We start from the raw sequence: 23687 nt of genomic DNA, 5'->3' as shown, positions 1-23687 counted from the left end.
GGCGCAGTGCCTGGTACGCCGAGAATGTACGGCGATGTCGACCGACACCGGGAAGTGTTCACCGGTGCCTGTGGAGCGTCAAGGTCGCGGACGGCAACGGTGACACCCGCCCTGACGGCCCCTGGAGCCCCGTAGGAGGCCGTCGGGCCGCGCTCAGCGCCCGGGGGACTCCGCGGCCGTGCGGGGGGCCTGTGCGGGCGTCACATGCGATCCGCGCAGGATCTCGTACTCGCTCCGCTCCGCCCGTCCCAGCACCCAACTCGTGCCGTCCAGCGCCTTCGCTGCCTTCTTCAGCGGCGCCAGACACGCGGCCGCCTGCCGGTGGTCGGCCACACTGCCCGGCCCGCACAGGACGGTGGCCAGGGACAGCGTCACGGCCCTGCCGCCCGCCTCCCAGGGCATGTCGAGCACGGCGGCGGCCAGCGGACGCAGCCCCTCCGGATCGGTGAGCACCAGGAAGTCGTCCCCGCCGATGTGCCCCACGCGCGTGTGCCCGGTCGCCGCGAGCTGGAGCGCGCGCCCGACCGAGCGGATCAGTTCGTCGCCCGCCGCGAAACCGGCCCCGTCGTTGACCTGCTTGAAGTGGTCGACATCCAGCCAACTCAGCGCGAACGTCCGCCCGTCCGCGATCCGCCGGTCCACCTCACCGGTGATCGTGTCCGAACCGGGCAGCCTGGTCAGCGGGTTGAGCCCCGCGGCCTCCTCGACCCGCGTCTCGGCCAACGTCCGCACCAGATCGGCGAGTCGTACGACGCCGACGCACCGCCCGTACCGGTCGACCACCGCCACATCGTCCGACGTGCGGTCCCGGTCGCCGACCGCGACCACGTCCAGGACCTCCCAGGCGGTCGCGTCGACGCCCACCGTCCGCGGTACGTCGCCGAGCTTGGCGGCGGGCCGGTCGGCGTACAGGGCATGGCCGTAGCGCCCCGACATCGACAGCAGGAAGCGCGAGCGGTGCACCGAGCGGACCGGCACCCCGTCCCGGTCCACCAGGACCACCCCGGAGACGTCCGGCGAGCCGGTCAGCAGCGCCCGCACCTCACCGGCGGACGCGGTGTCGGGCAGCAGCGCGGCCGGCCGTACGAACTCCCGCACCCAGGGACCCGACGGCGGTGTCGTCGCGAGACCGGGGGCGCGGGGCGGAACGTATACGTCCGCCGTGGGGATCCGCGTCGGCGGCGCGAACAGCTCGCCCTGCGCCAACTGGGCCCCCGCCGACCGCGCGGTCGCGCACTGCGTCTCGGTCTCGACGCCCTCCACGGACAGCAGGGCGCCCAACTGCTCGCACAGGGTCCGCATCGCCCGCACCGCGGCCGGCCGCTCCAGCAGCGACGCGTCGAGCTTCACCAGGTCGGGCGCGAGGTCCGTGAGCAGCCGCAGGGGTACGTCACCGTCGCCGACGCCGTCCGCACAGATCCGGAACCCCTGGCCGCGCAGCTCGGACACCGCCTCCAGGAGCGCCCGTTGGGGCACGTGCGTGTACGGCGGGACGATGTCGATCGTGACTTCCCACGGCAGCCGGCCCGCCTCGCGCACGGCGCTGTGCAGCGGGGTGAGCCCGCCGAGGTCGGCGAGGGTGCCGGCGAACACGTTGATGTGCAGCGGCAGCAGCGTCTCCTTGCGCGCGGCGGCGCGGACCGCCAACACGGCCAGCCTGCCGTCGAGTTCGGGGTCGCGGCGGGCCTCGGCCAGGATGTCCCCAGTCTCCGGGCGGACGAGGACCTCCAGCCCCGCGACCCCACCGGTGGTCAGATTGACCACCGGCTGGAAGGCGAAGCGGAGAGTGTCCGTCGAGGAGCGCACGGCAGCATGATGACGTCACCGGCGTATGCCCAGGCCCAGTTCATAAGACGTTCACGCGGCCTTGCGGGCCGATCGCACCGTGTGCGCGGCGCTCCGTCGGTCACCGCACGGCGAGCACCGCCGACCCATGCCCGAACAGCCCCTGGTTCGCGGTGAGCCCCACCCGCGCCCCCGCGACCTGCCGGTCACCCGCGTCGCCTCTCAACTGCCAGGTCAGCTCGCAGACCTGGGCGATCGCCTGCGCCGGAACCGCCTCTCCGAAGGAGGCCAGCCCGCCGCTCGCGTTCACGGGTATGCGCCCGCCCAGGGCCGTCGCGCCCTCCCGGAGCAGCTTGGCGCCCTCGCCCTCGCCGCACAGCCCCAGATCCTCGTACCACTGCAACTCCAGGGCGGTGGACAGGTCGTAGACCTCGGCCAGGGAGAGCTCTTCGGGGCCGACGCCCGCCTCCTCGTAGGCCGCGCGTGCGATCGACGCCCGGAACGTCTCGTCCGGGGGCGCCACCGCCGCCGCGGAGTCCGTGGCGATGTCCGGGAGGTCCAGCACGGTGTTCGGATAGCGCGGCGTCACCGTGGACACCGCCCGGATCCGCACCGGGTCCGCCGTCCCGTGCCGGCGCGCGAACTCCATGCTTGACAGCACCAGTGCGGCCCCGCCGTCCGAGGTCGCGCAGATGTCCAGCAGCCGCAGCGGATCGGCGACCACCGCGGAGGCGGCGACCTCCTCGGCGGAGACCCGCTTGCGGTAGCGGGCGTACGGATTCAGCGCCCCCAGGGCGGCGTTCTTCACCTTGACCTGGGCGAAGTCCTCCGGGGTGTCCCCGTAGAGGGCCATCCGCCGGCGCGCGTACAGCCCGAAGTACGTCGGATTGGTCGCCCCGAGGACCCGGAAGCGCAGCCAGTCCGGATCGTCGTGCCGCTCGCCGCCGGCCGGCCGGAAGAACCCCTTGGGGGCCGCGTCGGCGCCCACGACCAGCACCACGTCCGCGAGCCCCGAAAGGATCTGTGCCCGCGCCGCGTTGACGGCCTGTGCCCCGGACGCGCACGCCGCGTACACGCTCGCCACCCGGGCGCCCTGCCAGCCCAGCGCCTTCGCGAACGTCGCGCCCGCCACATACCCGGGATACCCGCCACGCACCGTGTCCGCGCCGACGATCGAGCCGACGTCCCGCCACTCCAGCCCGGCGTCGGCGAGCGCCGCCCGCGCCGCCGCCGTCCCGTACTCGACGAAGCCGCGCCCCCACTTGCCCCAGGGGTGCATGCCCGCGCCGAGCACCGCCACGTCCGCCGTCATGCCGTCACCTCCGTGGGCCGCCAGTGCCAGGTCGTCCAGGTCGTCTCCGCGTCCTCGCTGAGCACACCGGGGACGACCTCCATCTCCATGCCCACCGTCAGATCGGCGACGGTGATCCCGGGAACCGCCTGTCCCAGCACCACGATCCGCTCGGACTCCAGCTCCACAGCGATCAACGCGTACGGTTCCCACGGAAGTTCCGGATCGCTCACATACGGTGACGGTGGCCGGTACCGGCTGTCCGTGTACGACCAGACCCGGCCGCGCCGCGACAGCGGGACCTCGGCCAGCTCGCCGCCCCCGCAGGCCGGATTGCGGCAGTGGCCGTCCTCACGGGGGAAGAAGACCGAGGCGCACGCGGAACAGCGCGTGCCGAGCAACCGGAAGTCGTCCCCGTCCCCGGTGAACCAATCGGTGACAGCAGGTGTGCGTGTCCGCGACAACGTCCCTCCACAGCAATGGATCTGACGGAACGTCAGAAGTGTGCCACGGGCAACGGAAAATGAGCAGGGCGTTTCGGTGAACCATCGAGCCGCTTACGGCGTCGTCGTATCGGGAGAGACGGCCGGGGCCCACGGGGGTGGTTCCGGCCGTTTCCCGTTCACGCGCGCGGCCCCTGGAAAGACGCCCTCCGCTTGATCGGATACAGTCCGCCGGGTGTCCGAAACTCAAGCCTCCGTCCCCAACTCCGGGCCGAACAGCCACTGTTCGAGCTGCGGATCGCCCTACGGAGAGGGCGTCTCCGGCTGGCCCCGCACCTGTCCGGCCTGCGGCACCGTCGCGTACCGCAACCCGCTGCCCGTAGCCGTCGCACTCCAGCCCGTGTACGACACCAAGGGCACCGCCCTGGTCGTCATCACCCGAACCGTCGCCCCCGCGCGCGGAGGCGTCGCCCTGCCGGGCGGTTACGTCGACGACCGCGAGGACTGGCGACAGGCCCTCGTCCGCGAACTCAGGGAGGAGACGGGCATCGACGCCGCGAGCCGCGACGTACGGCTCGTCGACGCCATCAGCTCGCCCGACGGGCATCTCCTGCTCTTCGGGGTCCTCCCCGAGCGCCCGGTCGAGGGACTGCCCAAGTCCGTCGCCACCGACGAGACGGAAGGCTGGCACCTCCTGCGCCGGCCGGAGGAGCTCGCCTTCCCGCTGCACTCCGTGGCCGTCAAGGCCTGGTTCGAGGGCCGGTACATCTGAGGTCAGCCCTCACCCAGCCCTCGCACCCGCACCGGGTAGGACGGCGCGCTCACACCGTCCTCCAACTCCCGCTCCACGACCACCCGCCGGCCCTCCCAGCGGGCGACGTACCGCTCGATCTCCGGTTCGTCCCAGCCGTCGCCCGCGTCCGGCACCACCAGCCCGCCCCCGGTCCGCCCCCGGGCGGGCGCCCACACCTCCAGCTCAAGCCCGCCGTCCGCGCCCCGCACCGGCAGCACGGCACCCGCGCGCGCGAGCACCGGAATCCGCGACAACGGGGCATCGACCAGAATCTGGGCCGGCCCCTCATAGGCCTGCTCCGTCTCCGTGTCGTACCAGCGCCCCCTCGGCAACTGCACCGCACGCCGGTCCGACCCGGGATCGAGAACCGGCGCCACCAGGAGACAGTCACCGAGCAGGAAGGCGTCCTCGCAGTCCCGTAGCGCGCGATCCTCCGGCGCACCCCACCACAGGGGCCGCACATACGGCGCCCCGGTCCGCCGCGCCAGATGCGCCAGCGTCATGAAGTACGGCAGCAGCCGCCGCCGTTCGACGAGCGCCACGCGCGCGTGCTCCAGCACGTCGGCACCGAACTCCCAGGGCTCCCGACGCCCCGCCCGCAGACTCGCGTGCGTACGGAACAGCGGCAGAAACGCGCCGAGTTGGAACCAGCGCAGATACAGCTCGGGCGACGGACTCCCGTCGAAGCCGCCCACGTCCGGACCCGAGTACGGGACCCCGCACAGCCCGAGCCCCATGACCAGCGACAGCGAGGCCCGCAACCCCGGCCAGCCGGTGGCCACATCGCCGGACCAGGTGCCCCCGTAGGACTGCATCCCGGCCCACCCGGAGCGCGAGAACAGGAACGGCCGCTCCTGGGGGGCCAGTTCGCGCAACGCCTCGTAGGCGGCCCTGGCCATGCACAGCGCGTACACGTTGTGCGCCTCACGATGGTCCCCGCCCCGCCCCTCCAGGTCGTGCCGGGCCGAACGGGGCAGGGTCGACTCCCCGAAGGCCGTGAAGGACGTGGGCTCGTTCATGTCGTGCCAGAAACCCGCGAACCCCTGCGCGAGCCGCTCCTTGTAGAGCGAGCCCCACCAGTCACGCACACGCGCGTGCGTGAAGTCCGGGAAAACGGCCTCCCCGGGCCATACGACGCCCCGCACCAGCCGCCCCGAGGCGTCCCGCACGAAGGCGTCCTCGGCCGTCCCGCTGTCGTAGACGGCGTTTCCCGGCTCGGCCTTCACCGCGGGGTCGACGATCGACACCAGGCGGATGCCGTCCCGTCGCAACTCCTCGGCGAGCACCGGCAGTTCCGGGAAGCGCTCGTGGTCGACGGTGAACACCTGGTGCTCGTCGTAGTGGTCGATGTCCAGGTGGACGGCGTCCAGCGGCAGGCCGCGCTCCTGGTAGCCGGCGACGATCCGCCGTATCTCCTGCTCGCTGCCGAAGCCCCACCGCGCGTGATGGTGGCCCAGCGCCCACGCCGGCGGCAGCGCGGGCGCGCCGGTGAGCGAGGCCCAGGCGTGCAGCACGCGCGCGGGGGTGCCGACCATCACCCAGCAGCGCAGCGGGCCGCCGTCCATCCGCAGCTCGGACGCCCCGGCCCGGTCGTGCCCGGAACCGGCGCCCTCCTCGCCCTCCCGCAGAGTCACCGTGCCGTCCCAGGAGGTGTCGTGGAACACCAGATGCGTGGCCGCGTCGGCGACCACCAACTGCACCGGCATGGTGATGTACAGCGGATCGTCACCCGGCGCGAAGGCGTGCCCGGGGTCGGTGTTCCACAGTCGGTACGTCCCGTCGCGCAGCCGCGGGCCCGACGCGCGACCGCCCAGCCCGAAGAACCGGGCGTCCGCCGCCACCTCCGAGCGCTGCATCCAGCGAGCCGTGCCCCCGCCCACCGGCTCCCACCAACGCGGCGGCAGATCCCGGCGCAGCGTCACACCTCCGGGCGTACGCACCTCGACCGCGCCGTGCCGCGACACCGCGACCGTCACCCGCTCCGCCACGACCCGCCAGCCGCCGTCCTTGTCCGGCTCCAGGACCGCCCGGGGATCCGGCTCCGGGCAACGCCCGCCGAGCGCGTACGACGGCTCAGGACCGGCCCCGTCCCAGCCCCAGAAGACAGCTCCGTTCACGGCGACGGTGATGCGCAGCTCGGAGCGGCTGAACCGGACGACCCCGCCGCCGGGCCCCGGCTCCGCCTCGCGCACCGGCCCGGGGACACGAGCCCGCTCAGCGCCCCGCGAGGGCAGCCCGGTGGCGTCGGCACGCCTTCTGCGCCATGCCGCCCGTACGGTACGCAAACCCTGCGCCGCCCCCGTCGAGCCGACCACCTTCACCGAACGCACCAGGTCACGACCGTCCATGCTGCTCACCCTGCCATTACAAGCCCCGGATAACCGTGTCGTTCAACTGCCGTTCACCCGTGGTGGGACCACATCTTCACGACACGGACCATGTGGGGCCTGCCCTGGTGCAGAAGTCGATCACATGGCATCGTCCGTGTCAGCCGCGTCACGCGCACACCCCCGCACGTGCGCGACCGACGCACACGACGCGCACAGTCCCGGGAGCCGCCCCATGTCGACCGCGAACCCCCTGCCGCTCTGGCAGCCAGATCCGGAACGCATCGCCCAGGCACAGGTCACCAAGTTCCAGTCCTGGGCGGCCGAACACCACGGAGCCCCCTCCGACGGCGGCTACGCGGCCCTGCACCGCTGGTCCGTCGACGAACTGGACACCTTCTGGCAGGCCGTCACCCAGTGGTTCGACGTCCGGTTCTCGACCCCCTACGCGCGCGTGCTCGGCGACCGCTCGATGCCCGGCGCCCACTGGTTCCCCGGAGCGACCCTCAACTACGCCGAGCACGCCCTGCGCGCATCGGCGACCCGCGCCGACGAACCGGCCCTCCTGTACGTCGACGAGACCCACGAGCCGAGCCCGGTCACCTGGGCGGAGCTGCGCCGCCAGGTCGGCTCCCTGGCCGCCGAGCTGCGCACCCTCGGCGTACGCCCCGGAGACCGCGTCAGCGGCTACCTCCCGAACATCCCGCAGGCCGTCGTCGCCCTGCTCGCCACGGCCGCCGTGGGCGCCGTCTGGACGTCCTGCGCCCCCGACTTCGGCGCCCGCAGCGTCCTCGACCGCTTCCAACAGGTCGAACCCGTCGTCCTGTTCACCGTCGACGGCTACCGCTACGGCGGCAAGGAACACGACCGCCGCGACACCGTCGCCGAACTCCGCCGCGAACTCCCCACCCTGCGCGCCGTGGTCCACATCCCCCTTCTGGGAACCGACGCCCCCGAGGGCGCCCTGGAGTGGTCGTCCCTGACCTCGTCCGACGTGGAGCCCGTCTTCGAAGAAGTCCCCTTCGAACACCCCCTGTGGGTCCTCTACTCCTCCGGCACGACCGGCCTCCCCAAGGCCATCGTCCAGTCCCAGGGCGGCATCCTCGTAGAACACCTCAAACAACTCGGCCTGCACTGCGACCTGGGCCCCGAGGACCGCTTCTTCTGGTACACGTCCACCGGCTGGATGATGTGGAACTTCCTCGTCTCCGGCCTCCTGACCGGCACGACGATCGTCCTCTACGACGGCAGCCCCGGGTACCCCGACATCGGCGCCCAGTGGCGCGTCGCCGAACGCACCGGAGCGACCCTCTACGGCACCTCGGCCGCATACGTCATGGCCTGCCGCAAGGCCGACGTACACCCGTCGCGCGAATTCGACCTCTCCAAGGTGAAGTGCGTCGCCACGACCGGATCACCCCTGCCCCCGGACGGGTTCCGCTGGCTGCACGACGAGGTCCGCGACGACCTGTGGACCGCCTCGGTCAGCGGCGGCACGGACGTCTGCTCCTGCTTCGCGGGAGCCGTACCGACCCTCCCTGTGTACATCGGCGAACTCCAGGCCCCCGGCCTCGGCACCGACCTCCAGTCCTGGGACCCGAACGGCGAACCCCTCATCGACGAGGTCGGCGAACTCGTGGTCACCAACCCCATGCCGTCCATGCCGATCTACTTCTGGAACGACCCGGACGGCACCCGCTACCACGACAGCTACTTCGACACGTACCCCGGAGTGTGGCGCCACGGCGACTGGATCACCGTCACCTCCCGAGGCTCCGTCGTCATCCACGGCCGCTCCGACTCCACGCTCAACAGGCAAGGCGTGCGCATGGGTTCGGCCGACATCTACGAAGCGGTCGAACGGCTCCCGGAGATCAAAGAATCCCTCGTCCTCGGCATCGAACAACCCGACGGCGGCTACTGGATGCCCCTCTTCGTCCACCTCGCCCCCGGAGCCGTCCTCGACGACGCCCTCCTGGGCCGCATCAAGCAGACGATCCGCGAACAGCTCTCACCGCGCCACGTACCCGACGAGGTCATCGAGGTACCCGGCGTCCCGCACACCCTCACCGGGAAGCGCATCGAGGTCCCCGTCAAACGCCTCCTCCAGGGCACCCCGTTGGAGAAGGCGGTCAACCCCGGCTCCATCGACAACCTCGACCTGCTGAGCTTCTACGAGGACCTCGCCCGCAAACGCGCCTGATCGGCCTCCCGTAGAGGACGATCACCCTCCATAGGTGGCCTCGGACTCGCCCTCGTCCTCGCCGAGCACAGCGGCGAAGTCCGAGGCCAGCCGCACCGCGTCGGCCGGTGCGAGCTCGGCGACGGAGATCCGTACGCCCGGCTCGGACGCCAGCCGGAACCGCGCCCCCGCGTCGACCCACCAGCCGTACGACCACAGCCCGTTGACGACAGCGGACTCGTCGCGCACAGGCACCTAGAGGTTCATGCCGCTCACCCCGTGCGCGTCGATGCCCCGCCCGCCCAACTCCTTGCAGAGAGTCTCCCGGCACCGCACATACGCCTCCTGCGCGCGTGACCAACGCGCGCGTGCCGTCCTCCGTCATCAGCCCGTGGACGGTCTCCTGGAGCAGACGACTGCCCCAGCCGGACGTCATCAGCATCCGCCCGTCGTGCCGCGCCAGCGTGACCGGATCGCAGGCGGCCCCGGCCCACCGCAGGTCGGTGCCGAGGAACCTGCTCACCATCCGCACATGCACCCAGCGCGACAGCCCACCGACGTCAGCGACCACACGGGAGTGGCCGCCACGTAGGACGCGTGATCGCTCTCCACGACCCGCACCTCCGGCTCGTCCCTGAGCACCTCGACGAGCGCGTCCCGACGCGCGCCGAGAAGCAACCCCCGTACGAATTCCGCGCCCGAGGACTGCACGCCACGGCGCGCACACCCACCCGAAGCGCCGCGCGCAGGGCATCGGGACGCATGCCCTCGTCGTCCACGGCGACAGGCACCATCCGCAGCCCCAACGCCGTGACCAGATCCAGTAGATGGTGATAACCGGGGTCCTTCATGGCCACGGCGTCCCCGGGCCGCAACTCCACGGACAGCAGCCGCCCGATCAGATCCAGCGCCCCGTGCGCGAAGGTCACGTACTCCACTGGCACATCGTCGGGCCGAAGCCACTCCCGCACGGCCTCCTCCAACCGCGCCGGCCGAGACGGCGACCGGTGGGACCGCGCACCGGGGGAGAGCCGCGAAGGCGGCCCCAGGGCCGGCAGAAACGCCGGATCGGGATGCCCACCGGCCAAGTCCCGCAAGCCCTCCGAGACTCGGGGCGGCCGCCGCGGCGCCACCGCCGGAGCCTGCGCCACCACGGTCCCGCCCCGCCCGCGCGTAACAACGATGCCCCGCTGCCGCAGCTCCTTCTACGCCATGGCAACAGTCCTCGGACTCACCCCGAGCCCGTCCGCGAGCCGCCGCACCAGAGGCAGCGCGGCACCGGGCCCCAACGCCCCCTCGGCCACACGCCGTTCGACGGACGCGACGCCCGCAGAATGCTCGCAATCGCCCTCGTCGACCGCACTGGCAGCGGCCTGTGGGCCTCCGTCTCCGTCTCCGTCCGGTACTTCACCTACGTCTCGCATCTCTCCGTGGCCCAGATGGGCACCCTCGCCGCGATCGCCGGAGCCATCGGCATCGCCGGCGCACCCCTGGGAGGGCGCCTTGCCGACCGGTTTTCGCTCACCCGCGTGCTCGTCGCCCTCCAACTCCTGCGCGCCCTGGCTTCGTTCGCCCTGCTCACCACGGACAACTACGTCCTGCTGATCCTCTTCTCGGCCGTCGGCGGCTTCGGGGACCGCGCCGCCAACGTGCTCACCAAGCTCTACGCGACCCGCGTGGCGGGCCCGGACCGCATCCGCTACCAGACCATCAGCCGAACCGCGGCCAACGCGGACTGGGCCCTGGGAGGTCTCACCGCCGCGGCCGCCCTCGCCCTCGGCACAACCGCCGCCTACCACTGGCTCCTCCTCGGCGACGCCCTCCCCTTCGTCACGGTCACGACCGTCACCGTGGGCTGCGGCGAACCCATGCCACCGTAGCGACGTCGACGGACGCGCCACCCGTGAGCAAGCCGCCGAACCTCTGGCGCGACCGCACCTACCTCGCGTACGTCGCGACCGAGACCGTCCTCTTCCTCGACGACGCCGTCTTCAAGGTCGGACTGCGCCACTCTGGATCGCCCACGCCAGCGACGCACCGCACGGCCTGGCACTTCTGCTGAAGGTCCTCAACAACGTGATGGCGGTGGTGCTCCAAGTCCCCCTGGCCTGCTTTGGCACCACGACGGCGGCCACCCGCAATCCGCTGATACCGCTCTCCGCAGCCTTCACCCTGGGCGGCGCCACCCTGGCTCTCCCGGCCACCGGCGGAGCCGTCACGGCCACGGTCTCCTCACCGCCTCGGCAGTTGCCTTCACCATGGCGGAAATGCTGCACGCCACCATCTCGTGGGAACTCTCCGTCGCCCTCGCACCCGACACCGCGCAGGGACGCCCATCTCGGCGTGCACGGACTCGCCCAGTCCGCCCAGCGCCGCATCGGCCCACTCGCGGTCACCGCGGCCATCGCCACCGGCCCGCTCGGCTGGACCTTCCTCGGCGCGAGCATCGCTTTGACCTGCATGAATTCAGCACCGCATGGTCCGCGAGCCACTCGCTCGGGGGTCATTGTCAGTGCCGCCGGTTACTGTGAGTGAGCATTGATCAACCGTGCACAGGGGGAAACATGGCGCACACCGACAACCAGACCATGCGACGCGTTCTGCGCCGCGAAATCGCGGGCACCATCGGCCTGTTGACCGACGAGCAGGACTTCAGCGCCATGCGGCGCTATCGCAGCTTCACCTTCGACGACCACACCGCCTACCTCCAGCAGGTGGAGACCCTCCTCAGGAGCCGCGCCCTCCAGGGCAGCCACACCAGCGTGGCCCTCTTCGACCCCGAGGAATACGCCGAGTTCTGCGTCGACAGCGGCCTCGACCCCGACATCCCGTCGAGCCGCGCCCGCTTCACCGCCGAACTCGCCGCCACCGGCCCCACCCTGCTCTACGAAGGCCAGCCACTGGTCGACCTCCTCTCGGCCCTGGTCGATGAGGCCGTCCGTCAGGCGACTTGGGAGTACGCGACCACACTCCTCGCCCGTCTCGGCGCCTGCGCCTCCTGCGGCGAGGACATCGGCCGCGCCGCCTTCACCCGGGCCTCCGGCCTCCTCGTCCGCATCCTCGACACAGCCCGACCCGGTAACCGGCACCTCGTCTGCAGCGTCTCGGGAGCAGCGGAAACCATCGTCGCCGTCCTCCACGCCGACCAGGACGAGGACGGCACCACGCACGTGGACGACGCCGGGGCCCTCGAATTCACCACGGTCCTCGCCCTCGGCCTCGCCACCCGAAGCCCCGGCGGCCTCGTCATGCGCACCACCAGCCCCGACACACCCGACTGCATCTACGGCTGGCGCCTGCGCGGCAACGGCCTGGAAGCCCTGACCGCCGGCGAGGTCTTCGACGCCTACTGCACCGACGTCGAATCCGGCGACCTCATCTCCCCGGAATCAGGCGTCGACTACTGCGTGCCACCGGACCTCGGAGACCTGGAGCAGCCCCCGGGAGGACACCACCACTGAACATGCCAGGGGCGCCCCACCCACTGGTGAGGCGCCCCTGGAACACAATCGACAGACGACTTTTCCCGCCCGCCCAATCCTGCTGCTCGCCTTATTCGCCGGACAGCACAGCCTGAGCCGCCGTGCGCGCCTCCTCGGCACTGTCCGCAGCGCGCGCGGCCAGCGCGGCCCGCTCGCACTGCGCCAGCGTGTACTTCGCCAGCGTCGAGCGCACATAAGGAATCGAAGCCGCACCCATGGAAAGCGAGGTGACCCCAAGACCGGTCAACACACAAGCGAGCAGCGGATCGGCCGCGGCCTCACCGCAGACACCACAGCTCTTGCCCTCGGCCTTCGCCCCCTCGGCGGACATCGCGACCAGGTCGAGCAGCGCGGGCTGCCACGGATCCTGCAGACGGGACACCGCCCCCACCTGACGGTCGGCGGCGAAGGTGTACTGCGCGAGGTCGTTGGTCCCCAGCGACAGGAACTCGACCTCCTGCAGAATCGAGCGCGCTCGCAACGCGGCGGACGGAATCTCCACCATCGCACCGAACTTGGCCCGCAATCCGGCCTCCCGGCACGCGTCCGCGAACGCCTTCGCGTCCGCACGGTCCGCGACCATCGGCGCCATGACCTCAAGGTAGACCGGCAACCCCTCGACGGCCTTCGCGAGCGCCGTCAGCTGGGTACGCAGCACGTCCGGGTGGTCGAGCAACGACCGCAGACCGCGCACCCCCAGAGCCGGGTTCGGCTCGTCGGCCGGCGTCAGGAAGTCCAGCGGCTTGTCCGCGCCGGCGTCCAGCACTCGCACGACGACACGCCCCTCGGGGAACGCCTCAAGCACCTGCCGATAGGCCTCGACCTGCTTCTCCTCGGACGGCGCGTTCTTGCTGTCGTCCAGAAAAAGGAACTCGGTACGGAAGAGCCCCACACCCTCGGCCCCCGCCTCCAGCGCGGCCGGTACATCAGCAGGTCCGCCGACATTGGCCAGCAGCGGCACCTTGTGCCCGTCGGAGGTGGCACCGGGACCCGTAGAAATGGAGAGAGCGGCCTTGCGCGCGGCGGCCGCGGCCTCCAGCTGCTCCTTCTTCTCATCACTGGGATTCACGAAGATCTCGCCGGTGCTGCCGTCCACGGCGACCACCGTGCCCTCGGCCAACTCCCCGGCCCCCGGCAGCGCCACCACGGCCGGCACGCCGAGTGCCCGCGCCAGGATCGCGCTGTGACTCGTCGGCCCGCCCTCCTCGGTGACGAAACCGAGCACCAGCGTCGGGTCCAACAGCGCCGTATCGGCAGGCGCAAGGTCACGAGCAATAAGGACGTACGGCTCGTCGCTGTCCGGAACACCCGGCATCGGCACCCCGAGCAACCGGGCGACGATACGGTTCCGCACGTCATCAAGGTCGGCCACCCGACCGGCGAGATACTCACCGGCACCGGCCAGCAGAGCACGGTAGGCGGCGAAGGCGTCGTAGACGGCCCGCTCCGCGGTACTGCCGACCGTGATACGACGTTCCACGTCCGTCATCAGCTCGGGGTCCTGGGCCATCATGGCCTGCGCTTCGAGCACCGCCTGGGCTTCGCCCCCCGCCAGATTGCCGCGCGCCATCAGGTCGGCCGCCACAGCATCCACGGCTTGGCGGGCGCGCCCCTGTTCACGCTCCGCGTCCTCCACCGGAATCTGCTTGGCAGGCGGTTCCAGAACCGCCGTCCCCATGTGCCGAACCTCGCCGATCGCCACACCGTGGCTCACACCGACGCCTCGCAGCGTTGTCTCCATCTCACCCGTCTCCGATAGTGCGGCGGGTCCCGCCGCCGCGGTGGTTGTCCTGCTCACCGTCATACGACGGCATTGACGTCACTCCCAGGTGAAGAGACTGTCGCCGGCCTTCACATCGCCGTCCTCGCGGAGACCGGAGAGAGCATCGGCGGTGGCTTCGAGAGCCACGATCGGGCACACCGGGGACTTGCCGGCGGCCTCGACGGCGGCCGGGTTCCAGCGCACGACGCTCTGGCCGCGGGTCACGGTGTCGCCCTTGTTGACGAGCAGCTCGAAGCCCTCGCCATTGAGCTGCACGGTGTCGATACCGAGGTGAGTGAGCACGCCGTGCCCCTCACTGTCCACGACGACGAAGGCGTGCGGGTGGAGGGAGACGATGACTCCGTCCACGGGAGAGACGGCCTCGGAAGGTTCACGTACGGGGTCGATGGCCGTGCCGGGGCCGACCATGGCTCCGGAGAAGACCGGATCCGGCACCTCGGTCAGTCCGATGGCACGTCCTGCGAGAGGGGACGTCACGCTGGTCATGGGAAGCCTCCCAGGGGTGGAAATGTGATGGGGCCGTCACTGCCTGTCCCGGACGGCACACTGAGCAGCAGGGTATGTCATATGTAGTACCGGTTCCGCCTGAGAGGTCCGGATTAGTGGTCTAGACCACACCTCTAATCGATTTGCACCTGCTCTACGGCCGCATGTACAGTCGTACTCCTGCTTGAGGCCGAGCGACGCGACCAAGCGTCTTTGCTTGGCTTGGCAGCACCCAACTTGTCAGATCCTATCCCGGGGTCACCTTCTGCATGCCTGCAGGATGGTGGTCAGGGGACCGGAAAAACACTGATAGAGTTTGGAACACCGAAGGGAAGCCCGGAGGAAAGCCCGAGAGGGTGAGTACAAAGGAAGCGTCCGTTCCTTGAGAACTCAACAGCGTGCCAAAAATCAACGCCAGATATGTTGATACCCCGTCTCCAAGCATCATCTGATGTCTGGGGCGAGGTTCCTTTGAAGAAAACATACAGCGAGGACGCTGTGAACGGTCGGGCTTATTCCGCCTGACTGTTCCGCTCTCGTGTATGCGATCCCGATTACGGGAAAACATTCACGGAGAGTTTGATCCTGGCTCAGGACGAACGCTGGCGGCGTGCTTAACACATGCAAGTCGAACGATGAACCACTTCGGTGGGGATTAGTGGCGAACGGGTGAGTAACACGTGGGCAATCTGCCCTGCACTCTGGGACAAGCCCTGGAAACGGGGTCTAATACCGGATAATACTCCCGCACTCATGTGTGGGGGTTAAAAGCTCCGGCGGTGCAGGATGAGCCCGCGGCCTATCAGCTTGTTGGTGAGGTAATGGCTCACCAAGGCGACGACGGGTAGCCGGCCTGAGAGGGCGACCGGCCACACTGGGACTGAGACACGGCCCAGACTCCTACGGGAGGCAGCAGTGGGGAATATTGCACAATGGGCGAAAGCCTGATGCAGCGACGCCGCGTGAGGGATGACGGCCTTCGGGTTGTAAACCTCTTTCAGCAGGGAAGAAGCGAAAGTGACGGTACCTGCAGAAGAAGCGCCGGCTAACTACGTGCCAGCAGCCGCGGTAATACGTAGGGCGCAAGCGTTGTCCGGAATTATTGGGCGTAAAGAGCTCGTAGGCGGCTTGTCACGTCGGGTGTGAAAGCCCGGGGCTTAACCCCGGGTCTGCATTCGATACGGGCTAGCTAGAGTGTGGTAGGGGAGATCGGAATTCCTGGTGTAGCGGTGAAATGCGCAGATATCAGGAGGAACACCGGTGGCGAAGGCGGATCTCTGGGCCATTACTGACGCTGAGGAGCGAAAGCGTGGGGAGCGAACAGGATTAGATACCCTGGTAGTCCACGCCGTAAACGGTGGGAACTAGGTGTTGGCGACATTCCACGTCGTCGGTGCCGCAGCTAACGCATTAAGTTCCCCGCCTGGGGAGTACGGCCGCAAGGCTAAAACTCAAAGGAATTGACGGGGGCCCGCACAAGCAGCGGAGCATGTGGCTTAATTCGACGCAACGCGAAGAACCTTACCAAGGCTTGACATACACCGGAAAGCATTAGAGATAGTGCCCCCCTTGTGGTCGGTGTACAGGTGGTGCATGGCTGTCGTCAGCTCGTGTCGTGAGATGTTGGGTTAAGTCCCGCAACGAGCGCAACCCTTGTCCTGTGTTGCCAGCGTGCCCTTCGGGGTGACGGGGACTCACAGGAGACCGCCGGGGTCAACTCGGAGGAAGGTGGGGACGACGTCAAGTCATCATGCCCCTTATGTCTTGGGCTGCACACGTGCTACAATGGCCGGTACAATGAGCTGCGATACCGTGAGGTGGAGCGAATCTCAAAAAGCCGGTCTCAGTTCGGATTGGGGTCTGCAACTCGACCCCATGAAGTCGGAGTTGCTAGTAATCGCAGATCAGCATTGCTGCGGTGAATACGTTCCCGGGCCTTGTACACACCGCCCGTCACGTCACGAAAGTCGGTAACACCCGAAGCCGGTGGCCCAACCCCCTTGTGGGGAGGGAGCTGTCGAAGGTGGGACTGGCGATTGGGACGAAGTCGTAACAAGGTAGCCGTACCGGAAGGTGCGGCTGGATCACCTCCTTTCTAAGGAGCACTTCTTACCGATCCCTCCGGGGTGAGGTCAGAGGCCAGTTCATCGGCGAACGTCCGGTGCTGGTTGCTCAAGGGTGGAACGTTGATTATTCGGCACTGTCGGTCATCTCATGGCTGCGAGTACTGCTCTTCGGGGCGTGGAAAGCTGATCATGGGTGGCGACAGGGCCGGGCACGCTGTTGGGTGTCTGAGGGCACGGCCGTAAGGCTGCCTTCAGTGCCGACCCCGGTAAAACATCGTGTAAGCGGTGTGTGACGGGTGGTTGGTCGTTGTTTGAGAACTGCACAGTGGACGCGAGCATCTGTGGCCAAGTTTTTAAGGGCGCACGGTGGATGCCTTGGCACCAGGAACCGATGAAGGACGTGGGAGGCCACGATAGTCCCCGGGGAGTCGTCAACCAGGCTTTGATCCGGGGGTTTCCGAATGGGGAAACCCGGCAGTCGTCATGGGCTGTCACCCTTGCCTGAACACATAGGGCAAGTGGAGGGAACGCGGGGAAGTGAAACATCTCAGTACCCGCAGGAAGAGAAAACAACCGTGATTCCGGGAGTAGTGGCGAGCGAAACCGGATGAGGCCAAACCGTATACGTGTGAGACCCGGCAGGGGTTGCGTATGCGGGGTTGTGGGATCTCTCTTTCACAGTCTGCCGGCTGTGAGGCGAGTCAGAAACCGTTGATGTAGGCGAAGGACATGCGAAAGGTCCGGCGTAGAGGGTAAGACCCCCGTAGTCGAAACATCAACGGCTCGTTTGAGAGACACCCAAGTAGCACGGGGCCCGAGAAATCCCGTGTGAATCTGGCGGGACCACCCGCTAAGCCTAAATATTCCCTGGTGACCGATAGCGGATAGTACCGTGAGGGAATGGTGAAAAGTACCGCGGGAGCGGAGTGAAATAGTACCTGAAACCGTGTGCCTACAAGCCGTGGGAGCGTCGGAGTGCATGCTTGCATGCACTCTCGTGACTGCGTGCCTTTTGAAGAATGAGCCTGCGAGTTTGCGGTGTGTTGCGAGGTTAACCCGTGTGGGGAAGCCGTAGCGAAAGCGAGTCCGAATAGGGCGATTTAGTAGCGCGCTCAAGACCCGAAGCGGAGTGATCTAGCCATGGGCAGGTTGAAGCGGAGGTAAGACTTCGTGGAGGACCGAACCCACCAGGGTTGAAAACCTGGGGGATGACCTGTGGTTAGGGGTGAAAGGCCAATCAAACTCCGTGATAGCTGGTTCTCCCCGAAATGCATTTAGGTGCAGCGTCGTGTGTTTCTTGCCGGAGGTAGAGCACTGGATAGGCGATGGGCCCTACCGGGTTACTGACCTTAGCCAAACTCCGAATGCCGGTAAGTGAGAGCACGGCAGTGAGACTGTGGGGGATAAGCTCCATGGTCGAGAGGGAAACAGCCCAGAGCATCGACTAAGGCCCCTAAGCGTACGCTAAGTGGGAAAGGATGTGGAGTCGCAGAGACAACCAGGAGGTTGGCTTAGAAGCAGCCACCCTTGAAAGAGTGCGTAATAGCTCACTGGTCTAGTGATTCCGCGCCGACAATGTAGCGGGGCTCAAGCGTACCGCCGAAGTCGTGTCATTCATACAATAGGGCCAACGCCTGTATGGATGGGTAGGGGAGCGTCGTGTGCCGGGTGAAGCCGCAGCGGAAGCTAGTGGTGGACGGTTCACGAGTGAGAATGCAGGCATGAGTAGCGATACACACGTGAGAAACGTGTGCGCCGATTGACTAAGGGTTCCTGGGTCAAGCTGATCTGCCCAGGGTAAGTCGGGACCTAAGGCGAGGCCGACAGGCGTAGTCGATGGATAACCGGTTGATATTCCGGTACCCGCTGTGAAGCGTCAAACATCGAGCCCATTAATGCTAAGGCCGTGAAGCCGTTCCGGACCCTTCGGGGAATGGAAAGTGGTGGAGCCGCCGGCCCAAGATGGTAGTAGGTGAGTGATGGGGTGACGCAGGAAGGTAGTCCATCCCGGGCGGTGGTTGTCCCGGGGTAAGGGTGTAGCCCGTCATCTAGGCAAATCCGGATGACACAAGGGTGAGACCTGATGCCGAGCCGATTGTGGTGAAGTGGATGATCCTATGCTGTCGAGAAAAGCCTCTAGCGAGTTTCATGGCGGCCCGTACCCTAAACCGACTCAGGTGGTCAGGTAGAGAATACCGAGGCGTTCGGGTGAACTATGGTTAAGGAACTCGGCAAAATGCCCCCGTAACTTCGGGAGAAGGGGGGCCATCACCGGTGAGAGGATTTACTCCTTGAGCTGGGGGTGGCCGCAGAGACCAGCGAGAAGCGACTGTTTACTAAAAACACAGGTCCGTGCGAAGCCGTAAGGCGATGTATACGGACTGACGCCTGCCCGGTGCTGGAACGTTAAGGGGACCGGTTAGTCACTCTTCGGGGTGGCGAAGCTGAGAACTTAAGCGCCAGTAAACGGCGGTGGTAACTATAACCATCCTAAGGTAGCGAAATTCCTTGTCGGGTAAGTTCCGACCTGCACGAATGGCGTAACGACTTCTCGACTGTCTCAACCATAGGCCCGGTGAAATTGCACTACGAGTAAAGATGCTCGTTTCGCGCAGCAGGACGGAAAGACCCCGGGACCTTTACTACAGTTTGATATTGGTGTTCGGTTCGGCTTGTGTAGGATAGCTGGGAGACTGTGAACTCTGGACGCCAGTTCAGGGGGAGTCGTCGTTGAAATACCAGTCTGGTCGTGCTGGATGTCTAACCTGGGTCCGTGATCCGGATCAGGGACAGTGTCTGATGGGTAGTTTAACTGGGGCGGTTGCCTCCTAAAGAGTAACGGAGGCGCCCAAAGGTTCCCTCAGCCTGGTTGGCAATCAGGTGTTGAGTGTAAGTGCACAAGGGAGCTTGACTGTGAGACCGACGGGTCGAGCAGGGACGAAAGTCGGGACTAGTGATCCGGCGGTGGCTTGTGGAAGCGCCGTCGCTCAACGGATAAAAGGTACCCCGGGGATAACAGGCTGATCTTCCCCAAGAGTCCATATCGACGGGATGGTTTGGCACCTCGATGTCGGCTCGTCGCATCCTGGGGCTGGAGTCGGTCCCAAGGGTTGGGCTGTTCGCCCATTAAAGCGGTACGCGAGCTGGGTTTAGAACGTCGTGAGACAGTTCGGTCCCTATCCGCTGCGCGCGCAGGAACATTGAGAAGGGCTGTCCCTAGTACGAGAGGACCGGGACGGACGAACCTCTGGTGTGCCAGTTGTTCTGCCAAGGGCATGGCTGGTTGGCTACGTTCGGGAGGGATAACCGCTGAAAGCATCTAAGCGGGAAGCCTGCTTCGAGATGAGTGTTCCCACCCCCTTGAGGGGTTAAGGCTCCCAGTAGACGACTGGGTTGATAGGCCGGATCTGGAAGCCCAGTAATGGGTGGAGGTGACCGGTACTAATAGGCCGAGGGCTTGTCCTCAGTTGCTCGCGTCCACTGTGTTGGTTCTGAAACCACGAACAACCCCATGCCCGGGGCCACGGGTGTGGTGCGGTTGTCTGTTTCATAGTGTTTCGGTGGTCATAGCGTGAGGGAAACGCCCGGTTACATTCCGAACCCGGAAGCTAAGCCTCACAGCGCCGATGGTACTGCAGGGGGGACCCTGTGGGAGAGTAGGACGCCGCCGAACTCCTTTTAGAGCTCCGGCTCTTGGGCACACAGCCCAAGAGCCGGAGCTTTTTTGCGTTGGGGTAAGGTCAGGGGGCATCGTCGGCACGTTTTCCCACAGGAGGCCCCCGGGTGGAGGTCCAGGAGACCCGCGTCCAGACAGAGCGGGTGCTCACCATCCCGAACATCCTCAGTATGGCGCGCCTGGTCGGCGTACCCATCTTCCTGTGGTTGATCCTCAGGCCCGAGTTCGGTGGCCCCAAGAGCGACGGCTGGGCGCTTCTGGTGCTGATGCTGAGTGGGATCAGCGACTACCTGGACGGCAAGCTCGCGCGGCGCTGGAACCAGATCAGCAGCCTTGGCCGGCTGCTTGATCCCGCCGCGGACCGGCTCTACATTCTCTCGACTCTCGTCGGGCTCACCTGGCGCGAGATCCTGCCAATCTGGTTGACCGCCGCACTGCTGGCGCGAGAGCTGGTCCTGCTGGTGGTGGTGGCCATCCTCAGGCGGCACGGCTATCCGCCGCTGCAGGTGAACTTCTTGGGCAAGGCGGCTACGTTCAACCTGATGTATGCCTTCCCGTTGCTGCTGCTCAGTGACGGAAGTGGATGGCTCCCCTCACTCGCAGCCATTTTCGGATGGGCGTTCGCAGGATGGGGTACAACGCTCTATTGGTGGGCAGGAGTCCTCTACGTGGTACAAGTCCGCCGCCTACTGCGTGCGGACGCCATGGCCGACTGACCTTGCCGATTGGGTGGTAACAGTCGCTCGATGGCCCGTTGCGCAAAAGTGCGGGACAATCTGGACTGGTGAAGTCGGCTAGACCGTCGTCTCGCAGAGGAGGACGCTTCCGACATGAAGGCCGTCGTGATGGCCGGAGGCGAAGGCACACGCCTTCGCCCCATGACCTCAAGCATGCCCAAGCCACTGTTGCCCGTGGTCAATCGACCGATCATGGAGCACGTGCTCAGGCTGCTCAAAAGGCATGGGCTCAATGAGACCGTAGTCACCGTGCAGTTCCTGGCCTCGCTGGTCAAGAACTACTTCGGTGACGGCGAAGAGCTCGGCATGGAGCTCTCGTATGCCAATGAGGAGAAGCCACTCGGTACCGCCGGAAGCGTCAAGAACGCCGAAGAGGCGTTGAAGGACGATGCCTTCCTCGTCATCTCCGGTGATGCCCTGACCGACTTCGACCTCACCGAACTGATCAATTTCCACAAGGAAAAGGGCGCGCTGGTCACTGTCTGTCTGACCCGTGTGCCCAATCCGCTGGAATTCGGCATCACCATCGTCGACGAAGAGGGAAAGGTCGAGCGTTTCCTAGAGAAGCCGACCTGGGGTCAGGTCTTCTCGGACACGGTGAACACGGGCATCTATGTGATGGAGCCCGAAGTCTTCGACTATGTCGAGGCCGATGTTCCCGTCGACTGGTCCGGCGATGTCTTCCCGCAGCTGATGAAGGAAGGCAAGCCGGTCTACGGCTTTATCGCCGAGGGCTACTGGGAAGACGTCGGCACCCACGAAAGCTATGTGAAGGCGCAGGCCGATGTCCTGGAGGGCAAGGTCGACGTCGAGATCGACGGCTTCGAGCTGTCGCCGGGCGTATGGGTGGCCGAGGGCGCAGAGGTGCACCCCGACGCGGTTCTCCGCGGGCCGCTGTACATCGGTGACTACGCCAAGGTCGAGGCCGGTGCCGAAATCCGTGAGTACACCGTCATCGGTTCGAACGTCGTCGTGAAGGCCGGGGCTTTCCTGGACAGGTCCGTCGTACACGACAACGTGTACGTGGGTCAGCACAGCAACCTTCGTGGTTGTGTCGTCGGAAAGAACACCGACATCATGCGTGCGGCCCGGATCGAGGACGGCGCGGTCATCGGTGACGAGTGCCTGATCGGTGAAGAATCGATCGTGCAGGGCAATGTGCGGGTCTACCCGTTCAAGACGATCGAAGCCGGTGCCTTCGTCAACACGTCGGTCATCTGGGAGAACAGAGGCCAGGCGCATCTCTTCGGCGCGCGCGGTGTGTCCGGGATCCTGAACGTGGAGATCACTCCGGAGCTCGTCGTCCGCCTCGCCGGCGCCTACGCCACGACCCTCAAGAAGGGGTCCACAGTCACCACGGCCCGTGACCACTCCCGAGGTGCCCGTGCGCTCAAGCGGGCGGTGATCTCCGCCCTGCAGACGAGTGCCATCGACGTACGGGACCTGGAGAACGTACCGCTGCCCGTGGCCCGGCAGCAGACCGCGCGGGGCAGTGCCGGCGGGATCATGATCCGGACCACCCCCGGTGTGCCGGACTCCGTCGACATCATGTTCTTCGACAGCCAGGGCGCTGATCTCTCGCAGGGGAGTCAGCGCAAGCTGGACCGGGTGTTCGCGCGGCAGGAGTACCGGCGCGCGTTCCCCGGCGAGATCGGGGACCTGCACTTCCCGGCCAGCGTCTTCGACTCGTACACCGGGTCTCTGCTCCGGAATGTCGACACGACCGGGATCGCCGAATCCGGCCTGAAGGTCGTGGTGGACGCGTCGAACGGCAGCGCCGGGCTTGTGCTGCCCAGCCTGCTCGGCAAGCTCGGTGTGGACTCGCTGACGATCAATCCCGGGCTCGACGAGTCCAGGCCGACCGAGACCGCGGACACACGGCGGTCGGGGCTGGTGCGGCTCGGCGAGATCGTGGCCTCCGCGCGGGCCGCGTTCGGGGTGCGGTTCGACCCCGTCGGTGAGCGGCTCTCGCTGGTCGACGAGAAGGGGCGGATCGTTGAGGACGACCGGGCCCTGCTCGTGATGCTCGACCTGGTGGCAGCTGAGCGCCGCAGTGGGCGGGTGGCGCTGCCGGTGACCACCACGAGGATCGCCGAGCAGGTGGCGGCGTACCACGGGACGCAGGTCGAGTGGACGACGACCTCGCCGGACGACCTGACGAGGGTCGGGCGTGACGAGACGACCATCTTCGGTGGGGACGGCAAGGCCGGGTTCATCATCCCGGAGTTCAGCAGCGTCTTCGACGGCGCGGCAGCCTTCGTACGACTCATCGGGCTGGTGGCGCGGACGCAGTTGACGCTGAGCCAGATCGACGCCCGGATTCCGCGGGCGCATGTCCTCAAGCGGGACCTGGCTACTCCCTGGGCTGTCAAGGGACTTGTGATGCGCCGGGTCGTCGAGGCGGCCGGCGATCGCTTTGTCGATACGACGGACGGTGTGCGGGTCGTGGAGACGGACGGGCGTTGGGTGATGGTACTGCCCGACCCCGCCGAGGCGGTCACGCATCTGTGGGCCGAAGGGCCCGACGACGCCTCCGCGCAGGCCCTGTTGGACGAGTGGTCGGCGGTCGTGGACAGCGCCGGACGGTAAAACACTACGCACGCGCGCGTGCCGGACATGCGTCCCCAAGGGGGCCT

14 protein-coding genes and 3 rRNA genes are annotated in these 23687 nt (G+C 67.1%); 10 read left to right on the top strand and 7 right to left on the bottom strand.

Features of this window, described 5'->3' with window-relative positions; translation table 11 throughout:
- Positions 1–153 precede the first annotated feature (153 nt).
- The 3 genes from OG407_RS10970 to OG407_RS10960 form a co-directional block, all read right to left on the bottom strand.
- Positions 154–1806: an EAL domain-containing protein gene (locus OG407_RS10970; RefSeq protein ID WP_405857299.1), complete on the bottom strand. Its 1653-nt coding sequence runs from the start codon at positions 1804–1806 to the stop codon at positions 154–156.
- Between the two features lie 100 nt (positions 1807–1906).
- Complete coding sequence (locus OG407_RS10965) at positions 1907–3097, bottom strand: lipid-transfer protein (protein ID WP_405857297.1); 1191 nt, start codon at positions 3095–3097, stop codon at positions 1907–1909.
- Entirely contained in the window at positions 3094–3540 is a 447-nt protein-coding gene (locus tag OG407_RS10960; RefSeq protein WP_405857296.1) for a Zn-ribbon domain-containing OB-fold protein, read from the bottom strand. Before OG407_RS10960 ends, OG407_RS10965 begins: the two co-directional genes overlap by 4 nt.
- 214 nt (positions 3541–3754) lie before the next feature.
- On the opposite strand from OG407_RS10960, the gene OG407_RS10955 reads away from it, so the two are divergent.
- Entirely contained in the window at positions 3755–4291 is a 537-nt protein-coding gene (locus OG407_RS10955; RefSeq protein ID WP_328684621.1) for an NUDIX domain-containing protein, read from the top strand.
- Between the two features lie 2 nt (positions 4292–4293).
- On the opposite strand, the gene OG407_RS10950 is transcribed toward OG407_RS10955, so the two are convergent.
- Positions 4294–6660: a TIM-barrel domain-containing protein gene (locus OG407_RS10950; protein ID WP_405857294.1), complete on the bottom strand. Its 2367-nt coding sequence runs from the start codon at positions 6658–6660 to the stop codon at positions 4294–4296.
- 214 nt (positions 6661–6874) lie between these two features.
- On the opposite strand from OG407_RS10950, the gene OG407_RS10945 reads away from it, so the two are divergent.
- Positions 6875–8842 carry an acetoacetate--CoA ligase gene (locus OG407_RS10945; RefSeq protein ID WP_405857292.1) on the top strand — a complete coding sequence of 656 codons (1968 nt, stop codon included), beginning with the start codon at positions 6875–6877 and terminating at the stop codon, positions 8840–8842.
- Between the two features lie 21 nt (positions 8843–8863).
- Here OG407_RS10945 and OG407_RS10940 read toward each other — a convergent pair whose 3' ends face one another.
- The gene (locus OG407_RS10940; RefSeq protein ID WP_405857290.1) at positions 8864–9076 is read right to left on the bottom strand and encodes a hypothetical protein; all 213 of its coding nucleotides are present in this window, start codon (positions 9074–9076) and stop codon (positions 8864–8866) included.
- A 1079-nt stretch (positions 9077–10155) separates the two neighbouring features.
- Between OG407_RS10940 and OG407_RS10935 the strand changes: the two genes are divergently transcribed.
- From OG407_RS10935 to OG407_RS10925, 3 genes are all read left to right on the top strand, one after another.
- A complete protein-coding gene (locus tag OG407_RS10935) occupies positions 10156–10701 on the top strand; it encodes an MFS transporter (protein WP_405857288.1) in 546 nt (181 codons plus the stop codon).
- Between the two features lie 23 nt (positions 10702–10724).
- A complete protein-coding gene (locus tag OG407_RS10930; protein ID WP_405857287.1) occupies positions 10725–10883 on the top strand; it encodes a hypothetical protein in 159 nt (52 codons plus the stop codon).
- A gap of 502 nt (positions 10884–11385) precedes the next feature.
- The gene (locus OG407_RS10925) at positions 11386–12282 is read left to right on the top strand and encodes a hypothetical protein (protein ID WP_405857285.1); all 897 of its coding nucleotides are present in this window, start codon (positions 11386–11388) and stop codon (positions 12280–12282) included.
- Between the two features lie 91 nt (positions 12283–12373).
- On the opposite strand, the gene ptsP is transcribed toward OG407_RS10925, so the two are convergent.
- A complete protein-coding gene (ptsP, locus tag OG407_RS10920; RefSeq protein WP_405857283.1) occupies positions 12374–14044 on the bottom strand; it encodes a phosphoenolpyruvate--protein phosphotransferase in 1671 nt (556 codons plus the stop codon).
- Positions 14045–14122: 78 nt separating this feature from the next.
- Positions 14123–14572 carry a PTS glucose transporter subunit IIA gene (locus OG407_RS10915; protein WP_405857281.1) on the bottom strand — a complete coding sequence of 150 codons (450 nt, stop codon included), beginning with the start codon at positions 14570–14572 and terminating at the stop codon, positions 14123–14125.
- 567 nt (positions 14573–15139) lie between these two features.
- Between OG407_RS10915 and OG407_RS10910 the strand changes: the two genes are divergently transcribed.
- From OG407_RS10910 to OG407_RS10890, 5 genes are all read left to right on the top strand, one after another.
- Positions 15140–16667: ribosomal RNA gene (locus OG407_RS10910) — 16S ribosomal RNA — on the top strand.
- A gap of 314 nt (positions 16668–16981) precedes the next feature.
- Positions 16982–20103: ribosomal RNA gene (locus OG407_RS10905) — 23S ribosomal RNA — on the top strand.
- Between the two features lie 91 nt (positions 20104–20194).
- Positions 20195–20311 (top strand): 5S ribosomal RNA (gene rrf / locus OG407_RS10900).
- The 16S, 23S and 5S rRNA genes sit together here, the layout of an rRNA operon.
- A gap of 110 nt (positions 20312–20421) precedes the next feature.
- Positions 20422–21030: a CDP-alcohol phosphatidyltransferase family protein gene (locus tag OG407_RS10895; RefSeq protein ID WP_403597060.1), complete on the top strand. Its 609-nt coding sequence runs from the start codon at positions 20422–20424 to the stop codon at positions 21028–21030.
- 114 nt (positions 21031–21144) lie between these two features.
- Positions 21145–23640, top strand: a complete 2496-nt coding sequence (locus OG407_RS10890; RefSeq protein ID WP_405857279.1) for a sugar phosphate nucleotidyltransferase — start codon at positions 21145–21147, stop codon at positions 23638–23640.
- The last annotated feature ends 47 nt before the right edge of the window (positions 23641–23687 follow it).

The organism is Streptomyces sp. NBC_01515 (assembly GCF_045040345.1).
Lineage (GTDB): Bacteria > Actinomycetota > Actinomycetes > Streptomycetales > Streptomycetaceae > Streptomyces.
This window is presented reverse-complemented; position numbering and strand designations above follow the sequence as displayed.